This window comes from Pseudoalteromonas sp. P80D2, assembly GCF_036680945.1.
GTDB lineage: Bacteria > Pseudomonadota > Gammaproteobacteria > Enterobacterales > Alteromonadaceae > Pseudoalteromonas > Pseudoalteromonas shioyasakiensis.
The window spans coordinates 318,597-334,831 of sequence record NZ_JAZDAR010000047.1 but is presented as its reverse complement, the minus strand read 5'-3'; the positions used below and the strand labels follow the sequence as shown (position 1 = coordinate 334,831).

The following is a 16,235-nucleotide window of genomic DNA, read 5'->3' as shown; positions in this document are numbered from 1 at the left end:
TAGTTAATTATACCTGCCCTTTAGCCACTGCAATGCATCATCATAAAACATGGGTTTTGCATAATAATAGCCCTGTCCAACACTACAGCCAGCTTCTACAAGCCAAGTGTACTCAGCTTCAGTTTCAATGCCTTCGGCTGTTACTTCAAAGCCAAATTTTTCTGCTAAAAGCATAATCATTTCAATAATATGTTGGTTAGATTTTGACTCTTGGATATTGGTTACAAAACAGCGATCTATCTTTATATTTTGGGCTGGTATTTCACTAATATGGGCGAGCGATGAATAACCTGTACCAAAATCATCAATGCTAATTTTTATACCCAAGCCCGCAAAACGACATAAACATGCATTGATCTTTTCATAGTTAAAAATTGCTTGGGTCTCTGTTACTTCAAGCTCAAGTAACGAAGGTGAAATGCCATATTCCTCAATGCGTGCTGCAACCTCAACAAAGTAATCATCGGCTAACAAATCAAACGTCGATGCATTAAACGCGATTGGCAAACTAACGCCTTGCTCTGCAAATTGGTTAATCGTTTGCATTATTTTGTCAAAAATCAACTTATCTAACTCACTAATAAGTCCTGCGGTTTCGGCAAGTTCAATAAACTCATCGGGCCTTACAAATGTTCCATCACCTCTTTGCCATCGCGCCAGTGCTTCAAAACCAATGACTTCATTAGTGGTTAAATTAACCTTGGGTTGTAGGGCTACTTGGAGCTCTTTGTTGCGTATTGCGGTGCGCAGCTCTTGCATCAATTCATAGCGCCGTGTAATCGCTTTGGTATTATCTAACGTATAATAGAGAAGCTCAGCTCTTTGTGTGTTTTCATCATTAAGAGTAGACTCTGCTAAATTGAATATTTGCTCTGCGTTATGATCTTCAAAGGCGATTAGCTGCATAACTAAAATACGCACATCTAAAAACTGTTTTACCCCATCAATTTCAAAAGATTGACGTTTTAAAGAGTCAACAACGCTTTCATCTTCAAATGCATGGCTTGACACTAAAACACCTAAACAATCACTTTTAAAAACAGCGATACGAGGGTGATACGGCGCTAAGGCTTGCAAAATATTCTCGCGCATTTTTAGATGTGTTTTTTTACAAAATTCATGACCAAACCGAAAAGACTTTTCGTCAAACTGAAGTATCTCAAACACCACTAACTGAGTTTCAGCTTGTTCGTATTTGTTCATATTATCGATTTCGCGCTGGAGCCAGTTCCTGTTGGGCATGTTTAGCGTTATATCGGTGTAAGCAAGCTCAGTAAGCCGGTTCATCAGTGCAATATTCGAAAAGCCTGTACTGACATTTTCACTAAATACCTTTAGTAAAAATACATTATGCTCGTCGATGGGAACATCTGATTTAACAATCGTGATGTAATAGCTAACATCAACATCAGCGGTATCAAAATAAAAAACACTGTAATGCTCAGAAAACACATGCTCTTTTTTATCTCTGGCTAAAATATACGATTGCTGTGCTTCTTCACTGAGCACATCTGTGCTGAGCTCTTTACCATCAAGGCCTCTGTAACAACCGACACTAGTAAGAACTTTTGGGTGTTTATCAACGTGCTTTTCATTGCCAACGCATAATACGCCGCCTCCCTTAGATAGATGCAAAATTTTACCTATTTCATCTAGCACCGCATGAGAAAATGCACGTATGTCGTGTTTACTATTAATGCTTCTTGCCGCATCAAGTACTAACTGCAGTCCTTGTTTGGCATTTGAGATTTGCGAAATATATTGATACGTACGAAGATGGCTACTAACGATAGATTTAAGCTTATCTACCGTCATATCTGACTTATTCCAATATTCGTCAATATCAAGCGATTGCATTACTTGCGGTTCAGGGGCAAAGCTTGGCTGCCCTGTTAAAAGCACTATGCGTATATCATTGTTGCCTAATACGTGGCGAATAGTATTCACAAGTCGTAGGCCTGAATCATCTTCTTCCATTACCACATCAAGAAATACAATAGCGATGTCTTTGTGACGCGATAACACAGACGATGCCTCTGACACTGAATTTGCCGTTAATACCTCAAGAGACTCATTGTTATCTAGAGATATGGCATTAAAACTGTTTAGTAATGCTTGTTGGTAGTTTAAGTCATCTTCAACCGTTAAAACTTTCCATGTTTTTTGGGCATACGATTGTTCAGAAGCATCTTCTTTAAACTCGAAAGGCACATTAGAATCACGCATGACTTCTCCTTTTAACAACTTATGATTCTATTTTACGAATGTTAATAGCAACCTAGGTCAAAGGTAGTGCAAGATTTTAAAAGGTACAAATTATTTACTAAAACAATAAATGAATAAGTATTAGAAAAGTAATGAAAATTAGTTAATTTGAATAGGGGTAAAACCCACTAAATTTGGCAAGATAAATGAACTAGAGCGCCAAACAGGCGCTCTGATTTAATATATTATGCAGGCACACCGCTGTGAAATTTAAAGTCTTCATCTGGGGTTGAAATAAGCTCAGCTTCAAGTTGACCAAAAAATTCAACACGCTCAGTAATATCAAACTCACTGATTTCTTGCGCAAGAGTTAAATAATCTTGGTAATGACGCGCTTCAGAGCGCAGTAGTGAGATATAAAAATCACCTAAGCGTTTATCAACATGTGGGGCTAATTTAGCAAAGCGCTCACATGAACGAGCTTCGATGTAAGCACCGATAATTAACTTATCTACCAAGGCATCTGGCTCGTAAGTTTTTACGTGGCGCAGCATCCCTTTGGCATAACGACATGGGGTAATGCTTTTATATTCAATGCCGTATTCATCCATGATCTCAAGAACTTGATAAAAGTGATGTAGTTCTTCTTTAATAAGCATCACCATTTTATCGATAAGGTCTTGCCCATAAGGTGAGTTCGATTTTGGGATCATTGATTTAGTCAGCTTGTTTTTATCTGCAAGCTCACGCCAATCCCCTTCTCGCTTATAAATAAGTGTTTCAAATGGTTTTAACCACTCAAGCAACGCATCACTGCTTTCTTTATCAACCGCGTACTTACGAATTAAAAACATGGCAGACTGAGCTGCTTTTAATTCACAGATAAGATGGTCGATTAAAACCACATCTAAGTTTTCTTTTTTGGTTGCCGCAGCAATCCACTCATCAGGCGTTTCGCACTTTAAAAAAGAATGAATGGGCGCTAATAAATCAGAATAAGGCACTGAATAACTTCTCATCAAAAATCTTAATTGGATTTTATCACATAAATTAGCCCACGTTCCATGACCCACATCAGTGCAAAGTAATTTTCTATATGCACTAAAGAGTTACATTTAATCGGCTATAACGATTATTTCAGCTTCTTGACAAGACTTAATTACTGAACCATAACTTAATCAAAGCTGTACAAAAATAAAACAGCTCATATTCCTTTTTTACAGGGGCAATGATTATGATTCTAAACCACTTATGGGGCTTATACGCTCACCCACTCGAAGAATGGCAAACAATTGATAACCGTCACGAAAGCTTGCGCTATAGCTTATCGCACATTTTATTAATCGCCTGTATTCCTTCATTAATGGGCTACTATTCATCAGTTTATTTGGGCTGGAGTATTGGCGCAGGTGAGGCTGTATATTTAACCCATGATAGTGCATTACTTATCGCGGTTGCGATGTACTTTGCACTAATTGCGGGCGTTTTTGCACTGGCATACTTAGCTCATTGGATGGCAGTGACCTTTGGTGCAAAACCCACCTTTACACAAACCCTAGAGCTTGCAGCTTACACAGCAACGCCAGTATTTATGTCTTCATTTGCGGCATTTTTACCTGAGCTGTGGTTTGTGGTGTGCGTAGGCCTTGTAGCACTAGCCTACTCAGTTTACTTACTCTACACAGGGGTGCCAATTTTAATGCACATTCCTGAAGAGCGAGGTTTTATCTATGCCAGTTCAGTAGTCACTTGTGGGCTGATCTTACTGGTAATTATTTTAGCTGCGACAGCTATTTTATGGACTAACGGAATTGTCCACCCTATGTTTACTTAAGTTCATTGTTATTTTCCTTTCTTTCCATAAACAAAAAAGGAGCTGTGAAGCTCCTTTTTTATACCAATCAAATCAAGGCTGATTAATCAGCGCTGTTTTCTTCTTGGTTATGTAACTCTAAACTTGCTGACATCGCATTTTCACGAGTTGATTTCGCTGAATCATTACGTAAACGGTCAATGTGGTTTAGGTAATCTTGGTCGATATCACCTGTGATGTATTGACCATCAAATACTGATGTTTCAAAACGGGTGATTTCTGGGTTTTCTTGGCTTACTGCTGAGATTAAGTCATCTAGCGATTGATAGATAAGACCATCTGCACCAATACTTGCGTTGATATCTTCAACTTCACGGCCATGCGCAATTAGCTCAGCTGCCGATGGCATATCAATACCGTAAACGTTCGGGAAGCGAATCTCAGGCGCTGCTGATGCGAAGTAAACGTTCTTCGCACCTGACTCACGAGCCATTTCTACGATTTGCGCTGACGTTGTACCACGCACAATTGAGTCATCAACAAGTAATACGTTTTTACCTTTGAACTCACGGTCAATGGCATTCAGTTTTTGACGAACTGACTTCTTACGCATTTCTTGACCTGGCATGATAAACGTACGGCCAATGTAGCGGTTTTTAACAAAACCTTGGCGGTATGGCAGGTTAAGGGCTGATGCAATCTCTAGTGCTACGTCACATGATGTTTCTGGGATTGGAATAACCACGTCGATGTCTTTGTCAGCCCATTCACGTGCGATTTTCTCACCTAACTTAGTACCCATGTTTACACGTGTTGCATAAACAGACATACGGTCAATTGTTGAGTCTGGGCGCGCAAAGTAAACAAACTCAAAGATACACGGCGAGTAAGTTGCTTTTTCAGCACACGCTTGCGAGAAAAGTTGACCATCTTCAGTTACGTAAATTGCTTCACCTGGTGCAACGTCACGAACAAACTCAAAGCCATCTGTTTTTAAAGCAACGCTTTCTGATGCAAACATGTACTCAGTACCATTTGCAGTTTCACGCTTACCAAATACTAATGGGCGAATACCGTTCGGATCACGAAACGCAACAATACCGTGACCAATGATCATTGCAATTGTTGCATAACCACCGGTTACTTTATTATTCACTTCAGTTACCGCTGTGAAGATATCTTCAGCATCAAGTTTTAGCTTGTTCGATTTACTTAATTCATGCGCCATGATGTTAAGTAAAATTTCAGAGTCAGATGTTGTATTAACATGACGGCGAGCTTCTGAAAATAATTGCTGCTTTAATGCTTCTGCGTTTGTTAAGTTACCATTGTGCGCAAGTGCGATACCAAATGGCGAGTTAACATAGAAAGGTTGCGCTTCAGACGAGCTAGAAGAACCAGCTGTCGGGTAGCGAACATGGCCAATACCAATTGTACCTTGCAGACGTTTCATATGACGGGTATGAAATACATCTTTTACAAGGCCATTGGCTTTACGTAAGCTAAACGTGTTGTTTTCAATGGTAATGATGCCAGCTGCATCTTGACCGCGGTGTTGCAAAACAGTTAAGCCGTCATATAACGCCTGATTAACAGGAGAAGTTCCGACTATGCCAACGATACCACACATTAAATTTATCCTCGCCGATTAACGGTTTACAGAATTTAAAAAGCTCGAGTTGTTTTCGAGGTACGAGAAGAACCACTCAACAACAAAGCCAAATTCTGGAATCAAAATAGAGTTGCCCCACCAATGCGTATTAGGTGCACCGGTAAAAGCATCAAGAAAGAAGAGTAACGCGCTTACGACCAACACGCCACGAAGAGCACCAAACACTATGCCGAAAACACGGTCTGTGCCAGATAAACCAGTACGTTGTACAAGTTCACCTAAAATATAGTTTAGTAACCCACCCAACAGGAGTGTCGCAAAAAATAATATGGCTATTGCGGCTGCATTTCTTAAAAGGGGTTCTGAAATACTTGTTAGGAAGGATGCTAAATATTGGTAAAACAAACTAGAGATGATAAATGCGCCAGCCCATACAGCTAATGACATTGCTTCTTTTACAAAGCCACGTATTAAGCCGATGATAGTGGATAGTGCAATAATGCCAAGTATGGCGTAATCAACCCAGATCATAAGAACCAACTAGTCGTTAATTTGGGGCGCATTCTATACCCAAACCACCTGTGGATGCAAGAATTCAGCATGAGATAAAACGCATTTAGGCAAGGCATTGATTGTAGGGAATGGTGTCCCCTTGTCAAAATCAATAACGCAGAATAAATGCGTTTTAGCCATGCCCTTCGGGCGCTTCACGGGGCTTCCACTACTGTGTTGTGGCAATTTGAAAGGTACCTACATTCCTGCATCGCCACGCCTTGTATTGAAAACCCTGTGATAGCGCTGAATCATGGATCTACAGGTGGTTTGGGTATTTGGAATTGCCAGATCATTTTGTAATTTCAAACTGAGTAACTTTGCCGTTTAACTTGGTTAACTGCTTTAACTCAGGAAGCTTACTTTCTAACTCTTTCTTGCTAAGTGAAGGACCTACAAAGACTTTTGTCAGTGTGCCGTTCGGGGTTTTGATTGGGCGAGTGAAGGTTTTGAAACCATTCGCTTTTAATTTTTCTTGTAGTGATTTCACATTAGGTGCGTGAGAAAAACTGCCCAGTTGAATAACATAAGCCATTTGTGTGAGGTTCTCTTCTGGCTTACGGGTTGGCTCAGGCGTTTTAGCAGCTGGCTTGGCTGGCTCTTGCACTGCAACTTTCGGCTCAGCTTTGTTAATTACTGGCTCATCAGTTGAAGCTTCAACCATTTGCGGTGCAGTATCAATTTGCTGGGTTTCATTTGCGACAAGATCAGCATCGTTTGCTTGCGTATCTTCAACCGGGATTTGCGAAGGTTGCTCGGCAGAGGCGACTTTATTATCAATCACCTCTTGCAAGTCTATCGTAGTGAACTCAGGGCGTTCAGGAATAGCTTTAAAGCCTTCTTTATAATGAACCTTCTCACCATCCAAAATGTTTGGAATGAAGACAATAGCCGCCACAACCACAATCGTGGTGCCTACTAAGCGATTAATAAACCCTGCGTTCACCGATTTCCTCTCTATTTTTTAAAGTAATTGATGGCTGCAGCCACAGTTATAAACGAACCGAACACAATCACTAACGTGTTTTCATCAACATTTGGTAATAACGTATCTAGCGCAGTTTCAACACTCTCATAGTGCGTACTAGGCGCTGTTGATGTGGTTTCGGCTAGTGCTTTAGCAAGATTCTCAACTTTGTCGCCACGAAAACAATCTAAGCTTGCTAACGACCACTGGTCAACAACATTTGCCACGGCAGACATTGCAGCCACTTTATCTTTATCTGCAAGCATAGCGACTAATGCATGAATTTTAAACCCTTGATCTTTATACACGCTTAATTTGCGTGCCAAATATCGAGCTGACTCAGGATTATGTGCAACATCGGTAAAAACAAGCGGCTGCTGACTTAACTGCTGAAAGCGCCCTTCTACAGTTAGATTCGCCAAGCAATCACGCACTTGTTGCTCGCTTGGCAATAGCTCAAGCTTTGCAAGTAAGGTCAACGCGGTTGCTGCATTTTGACAAGGGATAGCAGGCTTAGCTAAGCGCCAATCGTTATCTTGGTACTGCCAGTTAAAGCCTTCACTGTCTTCTGTGAATATGAAGTCTTGGCCTGATAGCACCATATCAGCGTTAATTTCATTACCATAATCAGTCACTGTATGCGGAATAGCTAAATCGCCAACAATAGCCGGTGTATTGGTACGGAAAATACCGGCTTTATCATACCCAACAAGTTCACGAGTATCACCTAGGTATTCTTTATGGTCTAAATCTATGGTGGTGATCACACAAGCATGCGGATTCACGATATTAGTCGCATCAAAACGGCCACCCAGCCCCACTTCTAGCAGCACATAATCAACGGCGTGACGTTTGAAAATAGCCAGTGCGCCTAAGGTACCGTACTCAAAATAAGTAAGCTGCGTGTCACCACGGCCTTTTTCAAGCATATCGAAAGCATCAACATGGAATTGATCGTCAAGCTCTTGGCCATTAATACGTACGCGCTCGTTATAACGAATAAGATGCGGCGAAGCATAAGTACCCACACTGTAACCCTGTGCAAGTAATAAACTTTCTAGGCAACGGGCTGTAGTCCCTTTACCGTTGGTGCCTGCAATTAGGATTATTTTGCTTGATGTATCGAGTAAGCCGACTTGGTTTGCCACGCGTTCTACGCGCTCTAAACCCATTTCGATATTAGCAGGATGGACACTTTCTAAATAACAAAGCCAATCATCAAGGCTTGATGATTGGCTAGGAAGGATTTCTGTCATAGCGTTTAATCAGTTAAGCTGAAATTTACGCTACTCTATGCTCTTGTTCAGTAGAAGGCAAGTTCATAAATTTCGCTAAGATACGTGCAAGGGTGTCACGCATTTCACGACGGTCTACAATCATGTCGATTGCACCATGCTCTAGCAAGAATTCACTGCGTTGGAAACCTTCAGGAAGCGTTTCACGTACTGTTTGCTCAATTACGCGAGGACCTGCAAAACCGATAAGCGCTTTAGGTTCAGCAACGTTTACATCACCAAGCATTGCCAGTGATGCAGATACACCACCCATTGTTGGATCAGTTAATACTGAAATAAACGGTAAGCCTTTTTCGCTCATTTTTGCAAGTGCAGCACTTGTTTTAGCCATTTGCATTAATGACATAAGTGCTTCTTGCATACGTGCACCACCTGATGCAGAGAAACAAATAAGTGGCATGTCGTGCTCTAAACATTGATCTACAGCTTCAACAAAACGAGCACCTACTACTGACGCCATTGAACCACCCATAAACGAGAACTCAAAAGCAACAGCAGCAACAGGAATGCCTTTTAGGCGGCCTTTCATTGCTACAAGTGCGTCTTTCTCGCCACTTGCTTTTTGTGCTTGGGTAATACGGTCAGAGTATTTTTTAGAATCTTTAAACTTTAATACGTCTTTTGGTTCGTGCTCTGCACCAATTTCTTGGCGGTCAGCATCATCTAAAAAGTTTTCAAGACGTTTACGGCCACTTAAACGCATGTGGTGATCACACTTAGGACACACGTTGAGTGCTTTTTCTAATTCTGCTTTATATAAAATTGAATCACAGTCTGTACACTTAGCCCAAACCCCTTCAGGGATTTCTTTACGACCTGACGATTTAGTCGTTTTAGGTAAGATTTTTTCTAACCAACTCATTTGCAACTCTCTTAATGCTGTTCTGTGTCGCAGTCTGTTTAATTGGAAACACTCACTTGTGTTTCTGATAACAAATAAACAGACAGATTTTTTCAATTAAAACATGAATTACCCGCAGACGATATAAAAAACTGGTCTTAGTAGTCGTGGACTTAAGACTAACTGTCTGAATCAGGTAAAAACAAAGGCCCTAATGGTGTTTTAGGAATGCCAAAATGTTCTGGGTAATCCACGTCAACTAAGTAAAGGCCAGCGGCTTTTGCTGTTGCACTTGCCTTAGCGCGCTCTTTTAAATCGAGTAATTCTTTTAACCACACAGGTTCATGCTTATGAAGACCAATGTCCATCAAACACCCGGTGATGTTTCGTACCATGTGATGTAAAAACGCATTGGCTTTAATATCAATGATCACATAATCACCTTGGCGTTTTACCGATAAATGGTGAATAGTACGATTTGCTGTATTTGCTTGGCAGTGTAGTGCTCTAAACGAAGTAAAATCATGCTCACCTATTAAATACTGACAGGCTTCTTGCATTTTAGTTTCGTCTAATGGGTGATGAAAATGGGTCACCCCTTCACTCATGATAGCGCCGCGATAGGTGTAATTATAAATCACATAACGATAGCGACGTGCTGTGGCACTAAAACGAGCATGAAAGTCTTCGCTTACAGGCTTGGCAAAACGAATAGCAATATCTTTTGGCAGTAAGGTATTCATACCCATCGTAAACGCGACCATTTCACGCTCAGCGTGAGTATCAAAATGGATCACCTGCCCGGTGCCATGTACACCCGCATCGGTGCGGCCTGCACAAACTATTTCGACTGGATGATTACAAATACGCGACAACGCCGTTTCTACTTCTTGTTGTACGCTATTGACGTGTGATTGACGTTGCCAACCACTGTAACGCGCGCCGTTGTACTCTACTCCAAGTGCTACTCGCATAATGCTCTATTTACCTACTGTACTAAATGACGGGGCATTTTATGCGATCTACGAGCGCAATAAAAGCCACAGTAGTAGATCACATTGTTCTGGTTACTCAGATATCACACCAATTCGCTTAACTATTATTGCGAGAAGGTATTAATCTTCTTCGATGTTATCGAGGCCCTTAGTGCCATCTTTAGCACGAAGCTTGTGGTGGATGGCTGATTTGATCAGCATATAGCCGCTAATAGGTGCGGTGATCAGTAAGAAAATCGAAATCAAAATTTCTTTCACACTGATGCCATCGTGGGTGTAGCTAAAATACACCATGGCAGCAATTAACAATGATGCCATGCCAAGCGTTGTTGCTTTAGTTGGACCGTGCAGGCGCATAAAAAAGTCAGGCATTTTCACAAGTCCGATTGAACCTATAAGAATAAAGCAACCACCAATTAATAATAAGATTGATACAATCCATTCACTCATCATTCGTTACCTTATTCAATAATATCGCCACGCAGCAGATATTTACATACAGCTACAGTGCTCACAAAGCCAAGCATGGCGATTAATAATGCGGCTTCAAAATATAAATCGGTGCCCATGCTCATGCCATACAGAATAATTAAAGCAATGGTATTTATGAACATAGTATCTAAAGCCAATATACGATCAGGTACCGACGGCCCAACAATTAAACGCCATAGGTTTAACAATAAAGATATGGCTATCATTGCAAAAACAATTAGAAAAACGGTATCTAGCATCGAAAAATCTCCTTAAGCGGTGCTTCGTAGCGCTGCTTAATAGTATTAATTAACGCTTGTTCATCAGCTAAATCGAGTACATGGATCAATAAGTAGCGCTGCTGAATTTCTTCGTCCTCTTCGAGTGACTCAGGAATAGGATAAACCTCTGCGCTCACTGTACCCGGTGTTAAAGATACTGTGCTGGCCAAAATAGTGATTGGCATTTCATGACTTAAATCCAATGGTACTTTGATAAAACCTGGGCGTAACTTTTTCGTTGGCCCAAGGATCAACAGGGCAACTTGTAAGTTGGCAGTGACAATATCGTACAGCACTAACAATAAGTGCCTAAACGCAAGACCCGGCCTTACAATAAGAGGCTGTGGATCACGAAATGGGAATGTAATCCACGGAATAGTAATAGCAAAAAATGCAGCTAAAAATAGGTGTCCTGGCGACACACTATTATTTAACAACAGCCATACAATGAATAATAAAACACTGCGAAATGGTGTTGGCAACCAACGAAAGCGAGCTTCTAAACGCATTATTGGCCTCCTTGTAATACAGCGTTGATGCTAGTGTTGATATCAAACAACTGCTCTGACGTTGCTAACATATAGTCTGAAATCGGTCCTGCAAATACAACCATTAATGGTGAACACGCAAGTAATGCAACTACAGCTATCACTTTAACAGGGTGTGCTTTAGTGCCTTCAATTGCTTCACTGTCTTTATGGGTGTGATCCCAAAATAAGCTGGTACCAGCTCGTGAAACAGCCACTAATAACGCTAAACTCGAAACTAGATAGATTGGCCAAAACAACATGGCTTTTTCGCTATCTAGCGTGCTCTTTAAAATCCATACTTTGCCGACAAAGCCAGATAACGGTGGCATACCAACAACAGCAAGCGCAGCCACTACAAAAAAAGTACCAAGTAAATATGGCTGTGCAACGGCGCGTCCTGCGACTAATCGGTCGGCAACTTTACCACGTTGCTGAGCAATTAAATCCGCAATTAAGAATAGTGCAGCGCAAATAATGGTTGAATGCACTAAGTAGTAAAGTAATGCCGCGGTTGCAGCAACATTTTGAATCGCAACCAATGCCACTAAAGTACCTACAGAAACAACCACCAGATTCGCAATAAGCTTTCTAAAATCTTGGCTTGCTAACACACCAATACCACCCATCACTATGGTCGCTAGTGCTAAGCCCCATAACCAAGGCTGTGCCATGTGAGCGAGTTCGCCAGCATTATCACCAAATATTACGGTATACACGCGCAACATGGCATACACACCGACCTTGGTCATAATCGCGAATAATGCAGCAACTAATGGCATTGCACTGGCGTAGGTATTCGGTAGCCATAAATGTAACGGTAATAACGCGCCTTTTAACGCAAATACCACGATTAACAGCAAGCCACCAATTTTAGCAAGGTAAACATCATCACCCGTCAGCTGTGGTACTTTTTGCGCTAAATCAGCAATGTTCAATGTGCCTAACACACCATAAAGTACACCCAGCGCAATTAAAAATACGCTTGAACCAATCAGGTTTAAAATGACGTACTGCAGTGCAGCTCGGGTACTATGTTTGTTGCCGGCATGCATCAATAATGAATACGAAGCAATCAACAGCACTTCAAAAAATACGAACAGGTTAAATACATCGCCAGTTAAAAATGCGCCATTTACACCTAACACTAAAAAGTGCACTAACGGATGGAAAAAGCTCCCTTTTTTATCATCGCCTGCACAGCTATAAAGCACCACAACTGCACCAAGGAAACTGGTAAGTAGCACCAGTAGCGTTGCTAGCCTATCGGCAACCAGCACAATACCAAATGGTGCAGACCAATCACCAATTGCGTAAACAAGCGGTGCGGTACTATTTACGTAAAATAATAAATAAGCACTGACCAATAGTGTGACAATCGACAAAATAACCGACGAAACACGACGAATATGTAAGTTTTTTCCACATGGCGGCATGAGTAAAATAACCCCTGCCAACATCGGAATTAAAATTGGTAAAGAAGCTAAATGCTGAATCATTTTTGCTCCTTCGATGACTTAACAAGATGGCCATCAACATGGTCATTACCCAAGTCAGCACGACCACGAATCGCTAAAATAACCACAAAAGCGGTCATCGCAAAGCCAATTACAATGGCTGTTAAAACCAGCGCTTGAGGGAGTGGATCGGCATACTCACTGCCTGTACCAAGTACAGCCGCTTTGTTAATAGTTAAACGACCTGAAGAGAATAAAAACAGGTTAACTGCATACGACAACATAGTCAGGCCGAGTACCACCGGGAAGGTACGAGCCCGCAATATTAAGTAAATTCCGCATGCAACCAGCACGCCGACGCATGATGCGTACAATACTTCCATTAAATATTTACCTCTTGCTTGGGTGTATCAGCAGTTAATTTACCTAAACTTGCTAAAATCATCAGCGTTGCACCTACAACAGTTAAATACACACCTAAATCAAATACGATAGCACTAGCAAGTTCTGTCTTGCCGACTAGCGGAATATCAAAATAATCAAACCAGGTTGTTAGGAATGGACGTTCGAAGAACCAACTTCCAAGACCTGTAAACAAAGCAATAGCAATACCTGACGCAATAATCTTACGATAATTCACGTCAAATCTGTCTGCAATCCAGTGCGAACCATTAGCCATATATTGCAAAATAAATGCAATCGCGGTAACTAGTCCTGCAATAAAACCACCACCTGGTAAGTTATGACCACGTAAGAAAATATACGCAGACACAAGTAATGCCAGTGGTAACAAGCTTTGTGAAATACTCGATAATAGAATTGGGTAACGCTCTCTTGCCCATGGGCGTCCTTCACTATCACTTGCTGGCATAAACAGCGGCAAGTTAATAAGAAGCTTATAAATACCTAATGCAGCAATACCTAGTACGGTAATTTCACCTAAGGTATCAAAACCCCTAAAGTCAACGAGGATAACGTTTACAACGTTAGTACCACCACCGCCAGTTTTTGCATTAGCAACAAAGAAGTCAGAAATTGACTCAAGTGGTCTTGTCAGAAGCGCATAACAAATACTTGCCACAACCACACCTATTGCCGATGAGATACCCAAGTCACGCAGAATACGCAGTGAGCTTGATTCTTTCGGAGTACGCTGTGGTAAAAAGAACAGTGCAAGCATCAGTAGCATTACGGTAACAACTTCAACGGTTAACTGAGTCAGCGCTAAATCTGGCGCAGAGAATCGAGTAAATGCAACAGATACCATCAGGCCTACGATTGAAATCATAATCAAAGATATCATTCGTGAGCGGTGCCAAATAACCGTTGCCAGCGCACCAATTATTAGTAAGCCAGCACCAATAGCATTATGGAAATCAATTGGGGTTAACTCACTTGCTCCTGCTAACTGGCGCATTTCAAATAAAGGCCAGCCCGCACACATAAGCACCACAGCAATCATTACAAAGGCATAGCGCTGTAACGAGCCATTTTCGATTCGTTTAATCTTTTCTTGTGACCATTTAATTAAGCTATATAAGCCACGCTCAAAGCCTTTTTTAGCATTTAAAGTTGGCAATGACGCTTGGAAGTGGAACAGGTGCTTACGCTGCACATAAATCATCACACCCACGCTTGTTGCAATAAAGCTCATTAACAGAGGTAAGTTAAAGCCATGCCATACAGATAGCTTATAATCTGGGGCTGCATCGCCAAGCACTGCATAAGACGCCGAAGCTAAAATATCACTTACTGCAAAGTGCGGGAACATACCGACGAGTAAACACAGCACAACCAAAATTTCGATTGGTACACGCATATAGCGTGGTGGCTCATGAGGCTGTTTTGGCAAATCGATTGGGTCGCCGTTAAAAAACACGTCGTGAATAAAGCGTGCTGAATACGCGACAGAGAGTGCACCAGCAATAGTCGCTAACACTGGAATTAACCAAGACATAGAGCCAAGCACTTGCTGATGCAGTGTTTCGGCAAAGAACATTTCTTTCGACAAGAAACCATTTAACAGTGGCACGCCCGCCATGGCTGCCGCTGCTACCATAGCAAGTGTGGCGGTATACGGCATAAATCGCCACATACCATTAAGTTTACGCATATCACGGGTGCCAGTTTCATGGTCAATGATACCCGTTGCCATAAATAACGACGCTTTAAAGGTTGCGTGGTTAATGATGTGGAAGATAGCAGCCACTGTAGCAAGCTCAGTGTCTAAACCAAGCAGTAAGGTAATTAAACCTAAATGGCTGATTGTTGAATAAGCCAGCAAGCCTTTTAAATCATGCTTAAATAACGCGATATAAGCGCCAACCAATAAAGTCGCCAGACCCGTCATTGCCACTAAGATAAACCAAGTATCTGTGCCTGATAGCGCTGGATAAAAACGCGCTAATAAAAAGATGCCTGCTTTAACCATGGTTGCGGAGTGCAAGTAGGCACTGACTGGTGTCGGTGCTGCCATGGCATGTGGTAACCAAAAATGAAATGGAAATTGTGCAGATTTGGTAAATGCACCTAAAAGCACTAATACCAGCGCAGCTTCATAAAGTGCATGAGATTGAATAAGCGCTTTGCTTGCTAAAATCACATCAAGATTATAGCTACCAACAATATCACCAATTAGTAATAAACCTGCTAGTAACGCAAGACCACCGGCACCTGTAATAGCAAGTGCCATACGCGCGCCTTTGCGAGCTTCTGACTTATGCCACCAATAGCTAATCAATAAGAACGAGCTAATACTTGTGAGCTCCCAGAAAAACCACAGCTGGATCACATTATTCGACATCACGATGCCGACCATTGCGGTCATAAATAGCATTAAATAGCAGTATAGCTTTGGCATTGAGTCGCTACTACTCAAGTAATAACGCGCATAAAAAATCACCAGGGTACCGATACCCAAGATCATATATAGAAAAAGTAACGTTAAACCATCAAGTCGAAACGAGACTTGCATGTTTAAAAGAGGGATCCACTCAGCAGTGTAGCGAATTGTTTCACCAGAAAAGACTGCAGGGGTATACGAAAATACAATTCCAAGGGCAATCAAAGGCGCTAACATGGTCAAAGCAGTGCTTTGGTTACGTGTTAGTTTTGAAGTGCAGGATGAAATAACACTGCCGATTAAGGATAACAGGGGTATCCAGAGCAAAGTCATAATTAGGAGCCTTTTAGTGTCATAAGAATATCAATACCGCTCTA

General features: G+C 41.5%; 15 protein-coding genes. 1 reads left to right on the top strand and 14 read right to left on the bottom strand.

The window, feature by feature from the left end:
* Positions 1 to 3 precede the first annotated feature (3 nt).
* Entirely contained in the window at positions 4 to 2,226 is a 2,223-nt protein-coding gene (locus VRK28_RS13525; protein ID WP_062566858.1) for a GGDEF/EAL domain-containing response regulator, read from the bottom strand.
* Positions 2,227 to 2,450: 224 nt separating this feature from the next.
* Positions 2,451 to 3,209, bottom strand: coding sequence for a tRNA isopentenyl-2-thiomethyl-A-37 hydroxylase MiaE (gene miaE, locus VRK28_RS13520; RefSeq protein ID WP_058586359.1), 759 nt, complete (start codon positions 3,207 to 3,209; stop codon positions 2,451 to 2,453).
* Positions 3,210 to 3,439: 230 nt separating this feature from the next.
* On the opposite strand from miaE, the gene VRK28_RS13515 reads away from it, so the two are divergent.
* A complete protein-coding gene (locus VRK28_RS13515) occupies positions 3,440 to 4,039 on the top strand; it encodes a Yip1 family protein (RefSeq protein WP_054553157.1) in 600 nt (199 codons plus the stop codon).
* An 82-nt stretch (positions 4,040 to 4,121) separates the two neighbouring features.
* Here the strand turns inward: VRK28_RS13515 and purF are convergent, their stop codons facing one another.
* The 12 genes from purF to VRK28_RS13455 all read right to left on the bottom strand — a co-directional run bounded on the left by purF (position 4,122) and on the right by VRK28_RS13455 (position 16,191).
* The gene (gene purF / locus VRK28_RS13510) at positions 4,122 to 5,648 is read right to left on the bottom strand and encodes an amidophosphoribosyltransferase (RefSeq protein WP_054562087.1); all 1,527 of its coding nucleotides are present in this window, start codon (positions 5,646 to 5,648) and stop codon (positions 4,122 to 4,124) included.
* 18 nt (positions 5,649 to 5,666) lie between these two features.
* Complete coding sequence (locus VRK28_RS13505) at positions 5,667 to 6,161, bottom strand: CvpA family protein (protein WP_036969851.1); 495 nt, start codon at positions 6,159 to 6,161, stop codon at positions 5,667 to 5,669.
* 313 nt (positions 6,162 to 6,474) lie between these two features.
* Positions 6,475 to 7,128, bottom strand: coding sequence for an SPOR domain-containing protein (locus tag VRK28_RS13500; protein ID WP_054562088.1), 654 nt, complete (start codon positions 7,126 to 7,128; stop codon positions 6,475 to 6,477).
* Between the two features lie 11 nt (positions 7,129 to 7,139).
* Positions 7,140 to 8,405 carry a bifunctional tetrahydrofolate synthase/dihydrofolate synthase gene (gene folC / locus VRK28_RS13495; RefSeq protein ID WP_062566857.1) on the bottom strand — a complete coding sequence of 422 codons (1,266 nt, stop codon included), beginning with the start codon at positions 8,403 to 8,405 and terminating at the stop codon, positions 7,140 to 7,142.
* A 25-nt stretch (positions 8,406 to 8,430) separates the two neighbouring features.
* Positions 8,431 to 9,306, bottom strand: a complete 876-nt coding sequence (gene accD / locus VRK28_RS13490; protein WP_055021719.1) for an acetyl-CoA carboxylase, carboxyltransferase subunit beta — start codon at positions 9,304 to 9,306, stop codon at positions 8,431 to 8,433.
* Between the two features lie 158 nt (positions 9,307 to 9,464).
* A complete protein-coding gene (gene truA / locus VRK28_RS13485) occupies positions 9,465 to 10,259 on the bottom strand; it encodes a tRNA pseudouridine(38-40) synthase TruA (protein WP_054553162.1) in 795 nt (264 codons plus the stop codon).
* A 141-nt stretch (positions 10,260 to 10,400) separates the two neighbouring features.
* Positions 10,401 to 10,733 carry a Na+/H+ antiporter subunit G gene (locus VRK28_RS13480; RefSeq protein ID WP_054553163.1) on the bottom strand — a complete coding sequence of 111 codons (333 nt, stop codon included), beginning with the start codon at positions 10,731 to 10,733 and terminating at the stop codon, positions 10,401 to 10,403.
* An 8-nt stretch (positions 10,734 to 10,741) separates the two neighbouring features.
* Entirely contained in the window at positions 10,742 to 11,011 is a 270-nt protein-coding gene (locus tag VRK28_RS13475; protein ID WP_054553164.1) for a K+/H+ antiporter subunit F, read from the bottom strand.
* Complete coding sequence (locus VRK28_RS13470; protein ID WP_062566856.1) at positions 11,005 to 11,541, bottom strand: Na+/H+ antiporter subunit E; 537 nt, start codon at positions 11,539 to 11,541, stop codon at positions 11,005 to 11,007. Before VRK28_RS13470 ends, VRK28_RS13475 begins: the two co-directional genes overlap by 7 nt.
* A complete protein-coding gene (locus tag VRK28_RS13465; protein WP_062566855.1) occupies positions 11,541 to 13,058 on the bottom strand; it encodes a monovalent cation/H+ antiporter subunit D in 1,518 nt (505 codons plus the stop codon). The genes VRK28_RS13470 and VRK28_RS13465 overlap by 1 nt, the downstream gene beginning before the upstream one ends.
* Positions 13,055 to 13,399, bottom strand: coding sequence for a Na+/H+ antiporter subunit C (locus VRK28_RS13460; RefSeq protein ID WP_054553167.1), 345 nt, complete (start codon positions 13,397 to 13,399; stop codon positions 13,055 to 13,057). The genes VRK28_RS13465 and VRK28_RS13460 overlap by 4 nt, the downstream gene beginning before the upstream one ends.
* Complete coding sequence (locus VRK28_RS13455; RefSeq protein WP_062566854.1) at positions 13,399 to 16,191, bottom strand: monovalent cation/H+ antiporter subunit A; 2,793 nt, start codon at positions 16,189 to 16,191, stop codon at positions 13,399 to 13,401. Before VRK28_RS13455 ends, VRK28_RS13460 begins: the two co-directional genes overlap by 1 nt.
* Between the last annotated feature and the right edge of the window lie 44 nt (positions 16,192 to 16,235).